19 protein-coding genes and 1 tRNA gene are annotated in these 16,336 nt (G+C 64.5%); 10 read left to right on the forward strand and 10 right to left on the reverse strand.

Translation table 11 applies throughout. The annotated features are described in order from the left end of the window. Positions 1–87: 87 nt before the first annotated feature. From GS429_RS03065 to GS429_RS03075, 3 genes are all read left to right on the forward strand, one after another. Positions 88–420, forward strand: coding sequence for a DUF5798 family protein (locus GS429_RS03065; protein WP_160062581.1), 333 nt, complete (start codon positions 88–90; stop codon positions 418–420). A gap of 104 nt (positions 421–524) precedes the next feature. Further along, positions 525–1,505 (forward strand): PLP-dependent cysteine synthase family protein, encoded by a 981-nt coding sequence (locus GS429_RS03070; protein WP_160062583.1) that lies wholly within the window; start codon positions 525–527, stop codon positions 1,503–1,505. Positions 1,506–1,616: 111 nt separating this feature from the next. Then, positions 1,617–2,759 (forward strand): class 1 isoprenoid biosynthesis enzyme, encoded by a 1,143-nt coding sequence (locus GS429_RS03075; protein WP_160062585.1) that lies wholly within the window; start codon positions 1,617–1,619, stop codon positions 2,757–2,759. An 88-nt stretch (positions 2,760–2,847) separates the two neighbouring features. Here the strand turns inward: GS429_RS03075 and GS429_RS03080 are convergent, their stop codons facing one another. The 4 genes from GS429_RS03080 to GS429_RS03095 all read right to left on the reverse strand — a co-directional run bounded on the left by GS429_RS03080 (position 2,848) and on the right by GS429_RS03095 (position 5,231). Next, positions 2,848–3,258, reverse strand: coding sequence for a CoA-binding protein (locus GS429_RS03080; RefSeq protein ID WP_160062587.1), 411 nt, complete (start codon positions 3,256–3,258; stop codon positions 2,848–2,850). A gap of 78 nt (positions 3,259–3,336) precedes the next feature. Further along, positions 3,337–3,969: an RAD55 family ATPase gene (locus GS429_RS03085; RefSeq protein WP_160062589.1), complete on the reverse strand. Its 633-nt coding sequence runs from the start codon at positions 3,967–3,969 to the stop codon at positions 3,337–3,339. 182 nt (positions 3,970–4,151) lie between these two features. Further along, positions 4,152–5,006, reverse strand: coding sequence for a geranylgeranylglycerol-phosphate geranylgeranyltransferase (locus tag GS429_RS03090; protein ID WP_160062591.1), 855 nt, complete (start codon positions 5,004–5,006; stop codon positions 4,152–4,154). Positions 5,007–5,048: 42 nt separating this feature from the next. Next, complete coding sequence (locus GS429_RS03095) at positions 5,049–5,231, reverse strand: DUF7511 domain-containing protein (RefSeq protein WP_160062593.1); 183 nt, start codon at positions 5,229–5,231, stop codon at positions 5,049–5,051. Between the two features lie 153 nt (positions 5,232–5,384). Between GS429_RS03095 and GS429_RS03100 the strand changes: the two genes are divergently transcribed. Next, a tRNA-Arg gene (locus tag GS429_RS03100) sits at positions 5,385–5,459 on the forward strand. 272 nt (positions 5,460–5,731) lie between these two features. Here the strand turns inward: GS429_RS03100 and GS429_RS03105 are convergent. The 3 genes from GS429_RS03105 to GS429_RS03115 all read right to left on the reverse strand — a co-directional run bounded on the left by GS429_RS03105 (position 5,732) and on the right by GS429_RS03115 (position 7,635). Further along, entirely contained in the window at positions 5,732–6,412 is a 681-nt protein-coding gene (locus GS429_RS03105; RefSeq protein WP_328821214.1) for a YkgJ family cysteine cluster protein, read from the reverse strand. Between the two features lie 29 nt (positions 6,413–6,441). Further along, positions 6,442–7,227, reverse strand: a complete 786-nt coding sequence (locus GS429_RS03110) for an MBL fold metallo-hydrolase (protein WP_160062595.1) — start codon at positions 7,225–7,227, stop codon at positions 6,442–6,444. Between the two features lie 126 nt (positions 7,228–7,353). Then, on the reverse strand, positions 7,354–7,635 hold the full coding sequence (locus GS429_RS03115; protein WP_160062597.1) for a MarR family transcriptional regulator: 282 nt from the start codon (positions 7,633–7,635) through the stop codon (positions 7,354–7,356). A 335-nt stretch (positions 7,636–7,970) separates the two neighbouring features. Here GS429_RS03115 and GS429_RS03120 point away from each other — a divergent pair, with 335 nt between their 5' ends. Together GS429_RS03120 and GS429_RS03125 are read left to right on the forward strand one after the other, a co-directional pair. Then, entirely contained in the window at positions 7,971–8,678 is a 708-nt protein-coding gene (locus GS429_RS03120) for a class I SAM-dependent methyltransferase (protein WP_328821215.1), read from the forward strand. A 400-nt stretch (positions 8,679–9,078) separates the two neighbouring features. Beyond that, positions 9,079–9,978, forward strand: a complete 900-nt coding sequence (locus GS429_RS03125) for a glycosyltransferase family 2 protein (protein ID WP_160062599.1) — start codon at positions 9,079–9,081, stop codon at positions 9,976–9,978. A 125-nt stretch (positions 9,979–10,103) separates the two neighbouring features. Here GS429_RS03125 and GS429_RS03130 read toward each other — a convergent pair whose 3' ends face one another. Continuing rightward, complete coding sequence (locus GS429_RS03130; protein ID WP_160062601.1) at positions 10,104–10,886, reverse strand: DUF7839 domain-containing protein; 783 nt, start codon at positions 10,884–10,886, stop codon at positions 10,104–10,106. 183 nt (positions 10,887–11,069) lie between these two features. Between GS429_RS03130 and artA the strand changes: the two genes are divergently transcribed. Both artA and GS429_RS03140 read left to right on the forward strand, forming a co-directional pair. Beyond that, complete coding sequence (artA, locus tag GS429_RS03135) at positions 11,070–12,101, forward strand: archaeosortase A (RefSeq protein ID WP_160062603.1); 1,032 nt, start codon at positions 11,070–11,072, stop codon at positions 12,099–12,101. Positions 12,102–12,114: 13 nt separating this feature from the next. Beyond that, positions 12,115–12,846, forward strand: a complete 732-nt coding sequence (locus tag GS429_RS03140) for a metallophosphoesterase (protein ID WP_328821216.1) — start codon at positions 12,115–12,117, stop codon at positions 12,844–12,846. A gap of 327 nt (positions 12,847–13,173) precedes the next feature. Here the strand turns inward: GS429_RS03140 and GS429_RS03145 are convergent, their stop codons facing one another. Then, a complete protein-coding gene (locus GS429_RS03145; RefSeq protein ID WP_160062605.1) occupies positions 13,174–14,475 on the reverse strand; it encodes an NAD(P)/FAD-dependent oxidoreductase in 1,302 nt (433 codons plus the stop codon). Positions 14,476–14,715: 240 nt separating this feature from the next. Then, the gene (locus GS429_RS03150; RefSeq protein WP_160062607.1) at positions 14,716–14,850 is read right to left on the reverse strand and encodes a transporter; all 135 of its coding nucleotides are present in this window, start codon (positions 14,848–14,850) and stop codon (positions 14,716–14,718) included. 116 nt (positions 14,851–14,966) lie between these two features. On the opposite strand from GS429_RS03150, the gene GS429_RS03155 reads away from it, so the two are divergent. Both GS429_RS03155 and GS429_RS03160 read left to right on the forward strand, forming a co-directional pair. Further along, positions 14,967–15,758: an N-acyl homoserine lactonase family protein gene (locus GS429_RS03155; protein WP_160062609.1), complete on the forward strand. Its 792-nt coding sequence runs from the start codon at positions 14,967–14,969 to the stop codon at positions 15,756–15,758. 92 nt (positions 15,759–15,850) lie between these two features. Continuing rightward, positions 15,851–16,309 carry an acyl-CoA thioesterase gene (locus GS429_RS03160; protein WP_160062611.1) on the forward strand — a complete coding sequence of 153 codons (459 nt, stop codon included), beginning with the start codon at positions 15,851–15,853 and terminating at the stop codon, positions 16,307–16,309. The last annotated feature ends 27 nt before the right edge of the window (positions 16,310–16,336 follow it).

A 16,336-nucleotide genomic window follows, 5' to 3' on the forward strand; every position in this document is an offset into this window, starting at 1 on the left:
TTTGTGAACGGACAACGATCTCCTTGCTCACTGCCGTTCACGCAACAGAGGAAAAGGCCCATTAGTTAGCCGACACATCCCCAACGTATGGGACTTGGAAGCACTGCAAAGAAGATTCAGGGACTGTCCGACCGCGCCGAAGCGATGTACAAACAGGTCCAGCAACTTCAGCAACGAATCGTCGGGCTGGAAGAGGAGATGGACGACACCCACGACACGGTCAAACGGCTCGACCACCAGCTCACCGAGCAGCGCGCCCTGCTGCTTGCGATGGCCGAAGAACAGGGGATCGACGGCGAGGAAATCCTGGCCGAAGCGGCCATCGACGAGGCCGAACTGGAGGAGGAAGCCGAAGACGGCGACTCGAGTGACGCCGACGACACAGCGGCGAGTGAAGCGACCGACGCAACCGCCGAGTAACCCGGACGCACCGATTTTCACGGCGCCGTTTTGAACCCGGACACTGGTGTCCGGTGAACGGAAGAAGACAAGACCTAACAATAGGGGCAACTTTTGCCAAGACGATGACGACCCACGAGCAGCCGGTGGATTCGGTGCTCGAGACGATCGGTCGGACGCCGCTCGTTCGACTCCGAGACGGCCCCGAGGACGTCCGAATCTACGCCAAACTCGAGACGTTCAATCCGGGAGCTAGCATCAAAGACCGCATCGGACGGTACATTCTCGAGCGTATGTTAGACCGCGGTGACGTCGCCGAGGGCGGGACGATCATCGAGCCCACGGCGGGCAACACGGGTATCGGCTTGGCGATCGCCGCCAAACAGCTCGGCCTCGACGCGATTTTCGTCGTGCCCGAACGCTTCAGCATCGAAAAGCAGCAGCTGATGGCCGCCCTGGACGCCGAGATCATCAACACGCCGACGGACGCGGGCATGGGCGGCGCGATCGACCGCGCCCACGAACTGGCCGACGAACTCGACGACGCCGTCGTCCCCCAGCAGTTCGCGAACCCGCTCAACACGGAAGCCCACTACGAGACGACCGGTCCCGAGATCTACGAGGCGCTCGACGGCGCGGTCGGTGCCGTCGTCGCCGGCTGTGGCACCGCGGGCACGCTCATGGGGATCGCACAGTACGGCCTCGAGCAACACCCCGAAACACACGTCGCGGCCGTCGAACCCGAGGGCTCGCTGTACGGCGAGGTACTCGGCGACGACCGCGAGGAGGGCGAGTACAAAACGGAAGGGATCGGCACCCACAACGTCGACACGAACGAACTGTTCGATCCCGAACTCGTCGACGCCGTCCACGCCGTCCCCGACCGGGACGCCCACGACGAACTCAAACGCCTCGCCAGCGAGGAGGGTCACCTCGTCGCCTCGAGCGCCGGAGCCGCCAGCGTCGCCGCAAAACGCGTCGCCCGGCAGATCGCCGACGGCGAACTGGACGTGCCACATGATACCGTCGTGACAGTGTTTGCCGACTCGAGCGAGCGCTACCTCTCGAAGGGAATCTACCGCTCGTTCGAGGAGTGGGACGGCTAAGATTACGGTTACGGCTACGGCGACGGCTGATTCGCCGCCGATCGGTCCCCGCCTTTTCGGCGACCGATCCGTGACCAGTACACTGATTACGCGCTGTTGACAGGTGGACGTATGAGCCGGTCGCTTCCCGCCGTCCCCGCCGAGCAGGTTTCGCCCCCCGTTCGGTCGAAATACGAGGCCTACACCGACCAGGGCGGACTCCTCGGCGCGGTGACGTACGCTCTTACCGTCCTCGAAACCGACGACGATGAACTCGCCGCCACGCTGGCCTCGATCCCGACGCAACTCTTCGTGACGAGTAGCCTCCACGACGACGCGATCGACGAGGCCGACGCGTGGGGTGACGACCGAAAACGGCGACTAAACGAGCACGTTACCGTCGGCGATCTCGTCTTTACGGGCGTCCTCGAAGCCGCCAGTTCACTTCCCGACGGCGTCGACCTGACGCCCGTATTAGAGACCGTTCGACGGATCGGACGGGGACAACTCGGCGAAGAACAGCTCGAGCCGGCGACGGCGACGCTCGAGGAGACCATCGCCCGCGTCGACGAGCGCGGCGCGGTCTGGGGCGATCTCGCCGTCGCTCTGATCGACGCCGTCGGCGGCTACTCGGCGACCCAACTCGACAGCCTCCGGCGAACGGCTACCAACGCGATGTTCGTCCTCACCGTCGTCGACGACGTCGCGGATCTGCCGGAGGACCTCGACAACGGCGTCGCGAACGTTCCGATCGCGCTCACCGACGCCGATCTCACCGCTGCCGAGTCCCCGTCCCGTGCCGTCGACTCGTTTCTCGAGTCCGACGCGCCACGGCGACTCGAGGCGCTGCTCGCCGACCGACGGGCCGCGGTCGAGGCCGGCGTCTACGAGTTCGCCGATTCAGTGGATCGATCGGACGCGGCAGTTCTCGACGCGGTCTCCCGGGCGCTGTCGTGGTACTGCGAGTCGGTCTGTTCGGTTCCGGTCGAGGCGACCGTGCCGTCGGCTCGCCAGCGCGAGATTCGACGCCAGCTGACCGGCGACAAGGCGACGAGACAGCAGTTCATCGACGACCTTCTGGCGTCTCTCCCGTTCGAGCCACACGTCGATCCAAACGCGGTCGAGAGTGCCGTCGCCGACCTCCCGGCCGAACCGCTCGCAGAGGTCGCTATCATGCTCAGTCACGTTTCGACGGTCACCGACGGCGTCATGAGCACGTCGCTTTCGGACGCACTCGACAGCCTCGAGCGGCAGGCGAACGCGCCGCTGTCCTGATAATTCAGCCGCGTTCGTACGCGTTCGCGGCTCTGTGGTGGATCACGTTCTCAGAGCCTTCGCCGTTTACACGACACGCGTCCGCCACTCAGGCCGAACGCCGTCGGTGCTCGACCATCATACAGCGACTCTGGACGACCGTTCGCCCGTCGTCTTCGGCGCGAGCCGCCGCATCGTCGTCGCGGATACCCTGCTGAGTCCAGATGGCGTCGACGTCGTCGCGCTCGAGCGCCGAATCGACGATTTCGCTCACCTCCTCGCTGGGGCGGAAGATACAGACGACGTCGATTTCCTCCTCGACGTCCGACAGCGCGTCGTAGACGTCTCGTCCGAAAATCTCGTCCGCGAAGGGGTTGACCGGGATCACGTCGTAGCCGTGGTCGAGCAGGTACTTCGGCACGTCGTGGGCCGCCTTCCCGGGCGTACTCGAGCAGCCGACGACGGCGATGGTCTCGTGGGCGAGGACATCCTCGAGGTCGTCCGTGATATCATCGGACATAGTCGGCTCGAGCTACGGGCTCGGTCGTGAAACGTTTCGGGGTCCGGGCAGGGCTCACATGGGCCGGTATTCGGTCGGTTAGCTCGAGAGACCGGCCGTCCGAATAACGGGTTCTTCGCCGTCGTTGTTCTCCTCGAGTTCGATGACGGCGTCGAACAGCTGTTTGAGCGTGTTCATCGTCTGATCGTCGTGGCCCGTCGAGTCGATGACGTAGACGCCCATGGCGTCCGCACTCTGGATCCGGCCCGTAAAGACGTGGAGAAACCGGAACACGGTCTGCAGGTTCGAGTACATGAGCAGCGTCGAAATGGAGTGTAACAGCACCCGATTTTCGGTCAGCCCGCGCGTTTCGTAGAACTCCTGCAGGAACTCCGAGAGCTTGATGCCGATCCCGGTCATGTCGACGGGCGAGGACGCGTACTTGATCCGCGGGTCTTCGTCGACCGCGCCGATCCCACTCTGTTTCGTGACGCAGTCGACGACGCCGATGTTGGCCTCGATGTGGGGGTCGACGGAGTCGGAAAACGTCTTGAGAACCTTGTCAGCACCGTCTTTGGTCGTGACGACGATCGATCCGTTCCCCTGCTGGGCACCGCTCGCGAGGATATCGAACGCGATCTGTCGCTTACCCGTCAGTGGTGGGCCCGTAATAAGCAGGTTCGTCCCAGGATCGATCTCAGTGTCCGGTCGGACATCTGCAAGGTCATACATGCCAGATACTCACATCCATCTGCAGCCAGACTGATATCCGCTGCTGGCCTGCTGGCTACTCCGGCGTATACTATTGAGATATGGTATCCAGCATATATTCCTTTTGATTAGTCGATTACTACTGATGGCGATTTGGGGTGGTAACAGGAAGCCGTTGGGAACGAAACCCGACGATGACCGGGTCAGAGGATCGTCGGAGCGACACCGGCTGCGCGACCGACGATAAACGCCAGCGCGGCGAGGAACATGCCGTACTTGAGGTGTGATTGCCCAGCCGTCGGATCCTCGAAACTCTCGTAGGCCGCATAAAGCATGACCGCGTCGGCCGGGATCACGACGACCAGATACGCGACGCCGAAGTACGCGAGCAGATACGGGACCGGACTCGCGACGACACCGACCACGAGCAAGCCGGCAGCGACCCCCAGCGCGCGCCGCTCGCCGATCGCGATCGGAAGCGTGTTCAGTCCCTCCTCTCGGTCGCCCTCGACGTCCTCGACGTCCTTGATGATCTCCCGGGTCAGCGTCGCGATCGCCGAGAGCACGAAGAGGACCACCGCGGGCCCGATATCGCCCACGGCCGCGGCCCCGAAGAGGAACGTACTCCCGACGAGATAGGCAACCAGCGCGTTTCCGAGCCCGGGCAGCCCCTTGAAGAACTCGGTGTAGGCCACCAGCGCGAGGAGATTGATTCCTGCGATGACGATCGCCGGTACGGGTAAGAAAAGCGCGAGTGCGACCGCGCCGAGGAAAAGGACGATACTGAACGCGAGCGCGCCCCGCGGGCTCACCGCGCCGCGAGGAATGGCTCGATCGGGCTGGTTGATCCGGTCGATCTCCCGATCGAAGTAGTCGTTGATCGCGTTTCCGGCACCGACCGCCAGCCCCGTCGCGGCGACCGCCGCCCCGACCTCAAGCGACGAGTCAGCAATTCCACCCGCGACGAACGCGCCGATGAACGTCAACACGCTCGCCGCGATCACGTTTATCGGTCGCGTCAACTCGAGTAACCCACGACCCGTCTCACCCGCTGTCATGAACGGGACTGCTCAGTCGGGGTGGTTAAACGGTACGATCCGCTATCGCCACTCCTCGAGATTGCACAGCGTGTCGGCGTCGATCGAAAGCCACTTGCTCACCCGATCGTCGCCGGTCGCATCCGCGGGGACGGCCGTCCAGACCTCCTCGTCGTCGGTCAGCAACTCGAGCGGTGCGTCTACAGTCTGGCCGTCGTCCGGAACGGGGCCCTCGTTCACCGTCATGGATGGGTGTTTGCGACGGACGGCAAAGACCCCGGGAGCCGATTTTCATCGACTGAGAAGTTCCGGCGGGGAGTGACTCGAGGTGTGGTGATGGGTGTCGAAAGCGCCCCGAATCGAGTAACTTATACGGGACCGAGGGAAAGCAGGTAGTGCGGGCGCTTAGCTCAGTCTGGACAGAGTACTTGGCTTCGGACCAAGCTGTCGCGGGTTCAAATCCTGCAGCGCCCATCCTTCTTCCACTCGGTGCGAATCCAATACCCTGCATCGGGACGTATTTCCATCTTTTGTACGCGGATCCGGGCCGGTACGCGAATCTCTCGAGAGTCAACTACCGGAGCGAGCATCGTGATATCGGTGGGACTCGCGTGAGCGACAGACACGGCATTCGAGACGGCCAACGGAGCCGAGAACTGGAGCGTACGGACCGCCGGTCGAGGGCCTGAAAGCCGGGTTGACCGCGACTTCGCACGGTTCTCGAGGCGGACGCCGAAAACCCCGGCTTACTTCTCGAAGGGCGTCCCGTCGACTCGTTTCGCTCCTTCGGAGTCGTGGACGACGATGTCGCCGGCGTCGGGGGCCGCGGGTTCGTAGGCGTCCCGGACGCCGATCGCTTCCTCGAGTTCTCGGATTGCGCGCTCTTTTAACCCGCGGGCGAGTTCTTCGGCGTCCTCGCGAGCGATGTCCCGGCCAAGCCCTTCGCACTCGTGGGCGCGAACCATTCCCGCCTCGTCGACGGCCTCGCCCATCGGCTGGCTGGTTCCCGCGAGTGCGACGCTGAAGGGGTACGTCCGGCAGATTAGCGGCCGGTCGTCGTGGGCGACGCAGGCACCGACGCCGTCGTCGGTTTCCTCGTAGAACGTACAGTCCCCGCAGCTGTCGGTCTGGAGCGCCCACTCGAACGTTTCGCCCTCGAGATCACCGTCTTCGGTCGCCGAGAGGCCGTACGGCATCGGGCGGGCGACGTCGCGCCAGTCGTAGTCGCCTTCGACGCCGTCACTCGCCTCGAGAGTGCGTACCTCGTCGGGGAACACGGTCGCCGTGTGGTCGTCCGTCTCTTCGCCCTCCCCCTTGCAGCAGGCTCCACAGCGGGTACACTCGAAGCCGATCGACTCGATAGCGTCCGCGAGATCGGCGACGGCGAGCTGACGAGCTTGGTCGAGTTCGGCCTCGAGCGATTGCACACCCGATGGTAGGTGCCGATGCGGAAAAGTCAGTCGCTCGGGACCGCTTGCTCGCCGTCCCACGCGACGTGCCCTTCGACGGCGAGTTTCTCCAGATGCGCCGCGACGGTCGCTCGCGCGAGATCGCGGACGCCGGAGAGATCCTTCTCGTAGGCCGTCTCGAGGATCGTCTCGAGCGTTTTCCCACCGGCTGCAACCCCCTCGAGAATCCGCCGTTCGCGTCGTTTTCGGTGGGAAAGCAGCCGTTCAAGGGTTTCACGCGGTCTCTCGATCGCAGGTCCGTGTCCGGGCCAGAGTAGCGGAGGATCGATCGCCCAGAGCCGCCGCAGTGTGGTGACGTACGCGCGCATGTCGCCCTCGGGTGCGCCGACGACGACGCTGCCCTCGCGGACGGCACAGTCACCGCACAGGATCGGGCCGTCACGACCGACTTCGATGGCGATGTGGTCGGGTGCGTGTCCCGGTGCGTCGCGGATCCGAACGGAGTCGTCACCGAGGGGAATCGTCCGTCCCGGTTTAACGGTCCGGTCGGGCTCGGTGCCCGTCGCATCGACGAATCGGTCGGTCCGACCGTATCGGGCCCAGACCGTTGCAGCGGTCTCCTCGGCGTAGGCTGAGACGGCACCGACGTGGTCGGGATGGGTGTGCGTGAGAAGAATGTGTTCGACGGATCGTTCGTCGACCAGTCGGTCGAGTACGTCGGTACGTGCCGCGGGATCGACGAGTACGGCCGGATCCCGTCCGAGCAGATAGGCGTTAGTCTCTCCGGTGGGGGCTCGCGTCGCGACCGGGACGGAGCACCGAGTAACATCCATATCTCGAGGTATCGGCGAGCGAAAAAGTGTGTGTCGGCAGGGCGGCGGTGATGGTGACGGTGACACCGACGTCGGCAAACGATCCCATCTCACTCCCGGATCGATGCGGACCGTGATGCCGGCCGATCAGTGTTTGAGGTAGTACACCTGTTTGCGGGCGTCGCGGAAGCTGTACCGGGAGCCGACGAGGCCGACGTCCTCGAGTCGGTTCAGCGCGTAGCGAACGGTACGGTCGGGGAGCAGCGACTCCTCGGCGAGTTGGCCCTGCGAGAGCGGCGAATCGGTTTCGAGAACCTTCGCGACGAGTTTCGCACTCGGTGGCAGGTCGCAAAGACGGTCGCGGTATTCCTCTTTCGACAGCGTTTCTTCGGCGGCGACGCCACGGTCCTCGGCTGTACTCATGCTCATACCTATATCGGCGGAATCGGCATTGGTAAACCTTCCCTATATGTAGATACGAACAGTCCTGTTTGTATAAGGTGTATGAATGAGGTATTAACACAGGTTGTGGGATTGCCGCTCCGTCTCCCGGTTGGGTTTATATGCCCTTTCTCGATCTCGATGCAGCGCTCCGAACGAGTGTCTATCGTTCTCGAGAGGCGATACGTCCGATGCCGAGGATAGCCTCCGTGGAATTGTTTTATTACCAATGAATTCTTTCCGGTATTTCAACCCGTCAATCGGTCGCTTGCCGATAGACTCCAGTATCGTTTTATCCTCCGGCTACTGTAGTTGCGCCCAGTGTGAAAGGACAGGAGTGGTACCAGGCCGACGACGTCGCCGAGGAGTACGACGACAAGCGCTTCTCCAAGGGCGGACAGCTGATCGACCGCCGGGAGAAAGAAGCCGTCCTCGAGGCGATTATGCCCGTCGAGGACCGGAACATCCTCGAGATCGCCTGTGGTACCGGGCGGTTTTCGGTGATGCTTGCCGAGCAGGGCGCTGACGTCATTGGACTCGATATTTCGGCGGCGATGTTACAGCAGGGGCGCAAAAAGACTCAGGACGTGGCACTCGAGGGCACGCTCGAGTTCCTGCGGGGTGATGCGGGACGGCTGCCGTTCCCGGACGACCACTTCGATACCGTCATCGCGATGCGGTTTTTCCACCTCGCGGACGATCCGGAGGGGTTCCTCGAGGAGATGCGCCGCGTCTCCCGGGAGCAAATCGTCTTCGACACGTTCAACCGGTTTAGCGCCCGCAGCGTGTACAACTGGGCGCTGCCGATGGGTTCGAGACTCTACTCGAAGAGCGAGGTGGCCGTCTTGCTCGCGAAGACCGACCTGACGCTGGTCGACGTTGAGGACGACTTCATCGCTCCCTACGGGCTCTACCGTTCGATCCCGAACGCGCTCGCGTCACCGATCCGCGCAGTCGACAAGGCGGTCGGCGAGCTGCCGGTGACCGACCACCTCGCGTCGGTGTCGTACTGGAACACGCGGGTTCGATAGCGACGGATAGCAGGTCCGTCCGCACTTCCAACCCGCGCCGAGCGGTAGAAACTGCACCGATCGGCACGTCCGTCACTGTAGGGTTCTCGCGACGCTGCCATAGTAACAATTGGAACTGTTTACACACCGACCCCACTCGCTTGCGGGTCGGTCACTCCGCGTCTGCTCACGTCGGCGTGCCGCCGTTCGTGCGGTTCGCGGGATCGGTGATCCCACGCTATTCGCGTCTCCGCGATTCTCGCGTCCTCGAACCGGGCTCCCATCGTGCGATCGGGTGTGAACTGAGTTCCAGTAGCTACTATAGCCCTCGGTGGAGTGTCACTACTCTCGCTTTCTTGTCACTATCACGCGCGGCGGTAAACCCCCCTAATTTTACTATCGACGAATTCAACCACGTGGTATGGAGCTCTCGGTAGTCGTCTCGACGCTCAACGACCGGGAGCAGTTGCTATCGTGTCTCGACGCGCTCGCGGAACGGACGCCCGCATCGACGGAAGTGATCGTCGTCAACGGCCCCTCTTCGGACGGAACGTCCGGCGTAGTCCGTGAACGCACCGACGTCGACGTGCTCGTCGAAATCTCCGAGCGCAATTCGAACGTGTCGCGCAACGCCGGACTCGGGACTGCGACGGGTGAGGTCGTCGCCTTCCTCGACGGCGAGTACGCGATCGAACACAGCTGGTACGAGGCCGTCGAGCGGTCGATCGCCAACGGGACGGATATCGTTACCGGGCCCGTGACCGGCAGAAACACCGACCGCGAACTCCGGGAGCCACGGAGGGTCGCCGGTCGCAGCGTGATCCACTTCGACGGCGACAACGTCGCCTTCGATCGGACCGTCCTCGAGGCCGTCGACGGCTTCGACGAGTATCTCGAAGTCGGCGGGGAGCGGGACTGTGCCCACCGCGTGGCCGGTCTCGGCTTCGACACCACCTGGGACGCCGAGATGGCCGCCAGATGCGAGGTCGGCACCGACGGCGGCCAACCCGACACCGACTGGGGCGCGACCTACCGCTCGCTGACCTACCGACTCGCAAAGAACTACGGCCCGCGGCCGACGGTCTTGGCCCGCATGATCGGCAGCGCCCTCCGCGACGGGGCCGCGGGTGCCCGCGGGGTCGTCGCCGGCGACGAGACGCCGACGGGTTGGATATCCAACGGAACCAACGTCGTCTCGAACGCCGTTTGCGGGATCCGGGACGGACTCGGCGCGCGCTACAGCGATCGTTCGGCACAGCGGAATCCGAACGGGCTCTCGGTGCGACACGACCGAGCCGTTCACGTCTACGATCGGCGATAACGGTGACGAGACGGTCACGGATCGGTCACAGAACGATTACGGGGTGGACGCTGGGCGCTATCGCCGTGGGGAACAGGTCCGAGAGAACTCTCACTGTCTCGAGAACGAGTCTGAAAACCGGCGCGTCAGTTCCCTTCGAGCACTTCGTAGGAGACGTCTGCATCGCGGAGCGTGTCCGTGACCCGGCCGACTTCGTCGGTCGTGACAACGGCGGTCACCGCGAGCCCCCGTTCGGCCCCCTCGGCGGCGACCTCGCCGGCGGCGAACGTGAGGGCCGGCTCGGTTCCGGCCTGTCGGCAGGCGACGACGGCTTCGACGCCGGTCGCGACGACGCGGTCGGCGTCGGCACAGGCGTCGGTAACGGTCTCCTCGGTGACGGCGCGACTGCCGCCGGTTCGGACGGTCGGTATCTGCAGGACCGTCACGGAGCCGGGCTCTAAGTCCATGACGCCCTCGAAGCTCGTGACGCCGACGTCGGTGCCGGCCTCGGCATCGGTCGTGGCGACGCCGGTCGCCGGCCCCTCGCTGCCGGGAGTCGCGTGGAGCAGGCCGTCTTGGATCGAGAGCGAGACGGTTTCGCCCTCTTCGATATCGTCGGTTGCGATGTAGGCCGCCTCGCTCATCGCGCCCAGGACGTCCCCGGTCACGTGGTCGGCGAAGCGGCGAACGTCGTCTGCGGTCCGAAAGAGCCAGTCGACGCCCTCCTGTGTGACGCGATACCGCGAGCGCCCCTCTTTCTCGACGAGGCCGTCGTCGACGAGTTCGCGAATGTACTCGCTGACCGCCTGACTCGTCACGCCGACTTCCTCGGCGATCTCTCCCTGGCTGACGGCGGGCTGGCGTTCGGCGATCTGGACGAGAATCCGAAACCGCGTCGCGGCCCGCTTGTTGTCGAGGACGTCGACCATGTGCTAGGTCTTTGACGACCGTCCAAAAAAGAGCCTCGGTCGCCGTCGCCCGTCTTCCGCCGGCTCGCGTCGCTCGAGCGACCGGATATCGTCGCCTCGGCCCGCGAAACGCGATCGGCTCTCGACCGCAAAGCGGCGTTCGCGAGGCGTCAAGTTGATAGCAAGAGCGTGCTTCAGTCTTCCATGAATATGGCGTCCGTATCCGCCGCGACCGACGCCGCGTCGGTCGTTGGCCTCGAGAGCGCAGGTGCGACCGCACTGACGCCGGCAATCCTCAGTTCAATACAGCTGACGGATATGTTGGCGTGGGTCGCAGTCGCCGCGTTCTTCGGCGCGTTAGTCCTCCGGTGGCAGGGTGCACTCGAGCCGGCGCGCTATCTCGCGACGGGGGCCTGGGTCACCTTCGGTGGCTTCTGGCTGACGATGGTGCCCTACTACTATTACGAGATGCAAAGTCCCCTGCAGACGATTCTGGCCCTCGCCGCGCTCCCGCTGTGTGCCTACACCGGCTATCTCCTCTGGGGGGGCCGCGACTCGCTGTTCCTCCTGACGAAAGCCATCGCGTTCATGGGCTTGATCTATCTGCCCGCGGAAACGATCCCGGTGTTCCGAGCGTGGTTGATCGAAACGACCGCGGTCCAGACACACTACGGAATGGAACTGCTCGGTCACAGTCCCGGTCTGAGCGAGGGTGCAAACGGCTACCAGAGCCGATTTAACTTCGACTCCGACGAAACGGTAACCGGTCGGACGACCTACATCATCCTCGCCTGTACCGGCATCGGTAGCATGGCCATCTTCGGCGGGCTGGTCGCCGCGGTAAAGGCCCCGCTCAGACGAAAGGTCACCGCGTTCGCGCTGGCGATCGGGGTCATCTGGTTCCTCAACCTCCTCCGGAACGTCTTCATCGGCCTGGCCTCGCCGTGGGGCTGGTTCCAGCAGGACTGGCTCGTCTCGTTCATGGTCACCTACATGGGAGCCGAGGAGAGTCGCGTCTCCTTCCTCGTGGCCCACAACTACATCGCCCAGTCGCTGTCGATCGTTGCCCTCCTCGGGATCACCTACCTTCTCGTGAAGATCGTCCCCGAAATCTTAGAACCCCTGGAGGACGTCCTCTTCATCCTCACCGGCAACGAGTACGATCTGCTCGAGGCGCTCGGCGCGGACGATATTCGGGCCGACGGCGGTTCCGAGCGCGCTGACAGCGAGCGATGACGAATCACCGACAGTGACCACCGTCGATCTCCCCGTCTCGCCGATCGAACGCGTGCTCTTCGTCCCCCAAGCCGACGCGCTCGTCGTCGCCGACCTCCACCTCGGGAAGGCCGCCGACTCGAGTATCGACGCGCCGATCGACGACGGGGCTGACGTTCGCGACCGTCTCGAGTCCCTCCTCGCTCGCACCGACCCCGACACAGTCGTCGTCGCGGGCGACGTACTCCACTCCTTCCGGGGGGTTCCCCGCGGCGTCGAACGCGAACTTTCCGCTCTCGAGGACTGCGTCGACGCGGCCGGCGCGTCGTTCGTCGTCACGCCTGGCAATCACGACGCGATGCTCGAGGACGTGTTCGACGGACCGACGGCGAGCGAGTACCGCCTCGCGGATGGCGAGACGGTCGTCTGTCACGGCCACGAACGACCCGAACTGGAGGCGACGCGGTACGTCGTCGGCCACGATCACCCGGCACTCTCCGTCGAGGGGCGCAAACTGCCGTGTTTTCTCTACGGGCCGGATGCGGCCGACGGAGTCGGGGACGAAGCGCAAGCCGAAGCCGACGTCGTCATGCTTCCCGCCTTCACGAGGCTCGCCGCGGGGGCGACGGTCAACGGCATGCGCGCTCGAGACTTTCAATCGCCGCTGGTTTCCGACGCGGACCGGTTCCACCCGGCCGTCTGGGACGACTCGAGCGAGGAGCCGCTATGGTTTCCGCGGCTGGGAGAGTGTCGACGGCTGTTGTGACCGCGACCGTTCGTCGAACGGGCTAGCACCGCCGCAGCCATCGGATAATCGTGTCGCCGAATCGATGGGCCACTAACACGACGAGAGCGGCCGCTGTGAGCGAAATGCTCACCGCGGCGACGAACAGTCGGGTGAGCCGGCGGTCCACCGCTTCGGGTCGCTGTGTGCCTCTGCGTGACATCTCCTTGGCTTGTACTCCCGCAAAGGGATAGCTGGTCGTGCCCGATCGAACGATCCGGCGGGTTGAGGGTTGATGGTCGAGGGTCGAGGGTTGAGGGTCGAGGGTCGGTTCGAGGACGCGACGGGCGACGGGCGACGGCCGACGAACTACCGAGACAGATCCTCGAGCACCGCCTGGGCCGCGTCTCGACCGCTTCGCATCGCACCCTGGATCGACGACCAGCGGGTGTAGTCGCCCGCCAGATAGACGCTCCCCGCCGGATCTCGAGCGTCGGGCAACCCCTCGTGAATCCCCGGTGGCTGATCGAACTGGGCGAACGGAATTCGGTCGGTTCGAAGCGTCTCGAGTTCGTCGAAGCGCCCCTCGGGAAACCACGACTCGAGCGCGCGTCGCGTCCGGTCGGCCAGTTCCGCCTCGGTCGCCTCAGGTTCGCCCAGATAGGTCGCGCTGAGAAGCGTCGCATCGTCCGGAGCGTACTCGGGCGCGACCGCGCTGTGGGGCACGACGTGATTCGGTCCGTCGTCGCCGTCGCCGGCCGCGTTCAACAGGAGTCGCTTTCCGGTGTCGAGATCCCGCCGGCCGGGGAGCGCGTAGTACTGGGTGACGCAGGCTCGTGCATCGGTCGGGATCGACTCGAGGCCGGTCAGGCCGCGAGCACTCGGCGGGTCGGTCGCGACGACGACGGCGTCTCCTTCGTGGGTCGTGCCGTCGGCCGCCGTGACGGTCACCGACGCCCCCTCGCTCGAGATCGACTCGACCACCACGCCGGTCTCGATCTCCCCGCCGACCGCCCGCACGCGATCGGCCAGCTGTGCCGGGATCGCTCCCATCCCCGCGGCCGGGACCGCAGCCCCGCCCGCCGCGAGCATCGCGAACGTGTACTCAAACACGTGACTCGAGGTCGACAGCGACCGATCGAGGGTGATCCCGCCGTAGAACGGCGCGACGAAGCTGTCGATGAACCCGTCGGAAAACCCGCGGTCGCGAAGGAAGGTCTCGATCGACGTGTCCGTATCGGCCCCGATCCCGTCGAAAAACTGATCGGGGTCGGCCCCCCGCAACTCCCACCAGAGGCGAGCGACGCGGAGTCGGTCGCCCATCGTAATATCAGGGTTCAATATCGTCGCGGGGAGTGAACTCGGTTGCTGGCGCGGATCGGCGAGCACAGAGCGGTGATTCGGCCTCGCGATCGTCGCCCCCGAAGTGAACCGACGCAGATCGAGGGCCTCGAGGTCCAGTTCCCGCTTCACCGCGGGATAGGCGGGAAAGAGCACCTGGAAGCCGCGATCGAACCGATACCCGTCCCGCTCGATCGTCCGGACCCGTCCACCGACCGTCTCACGGCGCTCCAGGAGCGTTGCGTCGAGCCCGGCGCCGGCGAGGTGGCGCGTCGCGACGAGGCCGGCGAGTCCGCCGCCGACGACGAACACCCGTGGCGTCGTTTGCATACGCCCCCATCGGTCCGAAGCCCGTAAAACCGTGGACCTACCCATGCAGATGCGGCCGATAGCCGGGGTTGGGTAACGGGACAACCGAACCCAACCGCGTGCAGTGCCGAAACAAACGCAACCGTTCATCTAAGCGCGTCGCCGTTCGCCCGCAACGGCGGCTACAACCGGACGGAACCGAGGGCGTATGGCTCCAATATGCGGAAATCGCTGTGACTTCGCGCGGATGCGCTACGGATGCTACAGATCCGTGAGCACGCGCAGCGCGAGTCCCGTAAGGATCAGGAGGATTCCGGCGATCGTTGCGAACGGCGGAATCGGGACTGGGAGTAGGACGATACCGATGACGATAACGATCGTCGAAATGCGGACCATACCGTACGGGCAACGGACTGATAGGTATGGTTACGGCAGGCATACACAGCGAGGTGCCGTTCGGCCGACGACCCGCCGTGCCGACATTTATCACTCGCGACGCGGAGTACTCCCCTATGGTTTCTGCGACCATTACGCCGATCGAGCGGGGCACGATCACCACCGACGCCAATAACATCATCGAGGGAACCACACTGGGAACGGCCCACGAACCGAATCCGGATACGATCATGGCCGAAGGCCCGGTCTACAACCTCGTGATCGACCACCCCGAGGCGACGATTCTCTGGGACACCGGCTCCCACCCCGAGGCCGATTCGGGCCACTGGCCCGCCGAACTCTACGCCGCTTTCGAACACACGGGAGTGAGACCGCTCGAGGACGACCTCGCCGACGCCGGCTACGAACTGGACGACATCGACGCGGTGATCCAGACCCATCTCCACCTCGATCACGCCGGCGGCCTCTACGCCTTCGAGGGCACCGACACGCCGGTCTACGTCCACAAGCGCGAACTCGAGTACGCCTACTACAGCGCCAAGACGAGCGAGGGCGCCGACGCCTACATCCCCGGGGACTTCGACCGCGACCTACACTGGCGGCCGGTCCATCGGGATCGCGAACAGCACTTCGCGGACCTCGAGTTCGTCCGCCTGCCGGGCCACACGCCCGGCCTGCTCGGCGTGCAACTCGATCTCGACGACGCGGGGACCGTTATCCTCGCCGGCGACCAGGCCTACACGCGGGCGAACTATCACGACGGACAGCCGATGGGCGGCAGTCTGCTCTGGAGCAAACGCCACTGGCTCGAGAGTCTGCAACTGGTTCGAGACCTCGAGCGACGCCACGATGCAACCGTCGTCTGTGGCCACGACGGGGACGACCTCGAGACGCTACAAAAACTGTAACCCGCGTGGGACCGACTGCGGCCGCGGTTGCGACCTCGACTCCGAGCGGCGGTGACCGGTACGGTTTTTGCGGTGCCGGAACCCGTACCGGTATGGGATCGCCAACGGAATCCGCCGAAGCCGAGTTCCAACCGTTTTTCCAGAACCGCGTTCGATTCGCCGAAACAGACCAGCAGGGAATCGTCTTCTACGGCGAATATTTCACGTTTCAGGACGAGACCGTTTCCCAGTTCTTCCGAGAGATCGGCTACGGCTACGAGCGGATGGCGGCCGACGGCTGGCAGACCCACGTCGCCAACACGGAGTTGAACTACCGCGACGCGGCCGAGTTCGGCGACGTGCTCGTCAACGAACTGCGGGTCGTCGAGATGGGGTCCGCGAGTTTCACGTTCGAGTACCGCGTCAAACGGAACGCCGACGGCGGTCTCCTCGCCGACGGCATGGTCACCCACGTTGCCGTCGACCTCGAGACCGAGGAGACCAGGCCGGTTCCCGACGCGTTCCGCGAGGCCGTCGCAGCGTTTCAGGGTGGACTCGAGACCGACGGCTAACGTCGGTTGGACTCGACGGCTCGAGTC

The organism is Natronorubrum halalkaliphilum (assembly GCF_009834785.1).
In the GTDB taxonomy this organism is placed as follows: domain Archaea; phylum Halobacteriota; class Halobacteria; order Halobacteriales; family Natrialbaceae; genus Natronorubrum; species Natronorubrum halalkaliphilum.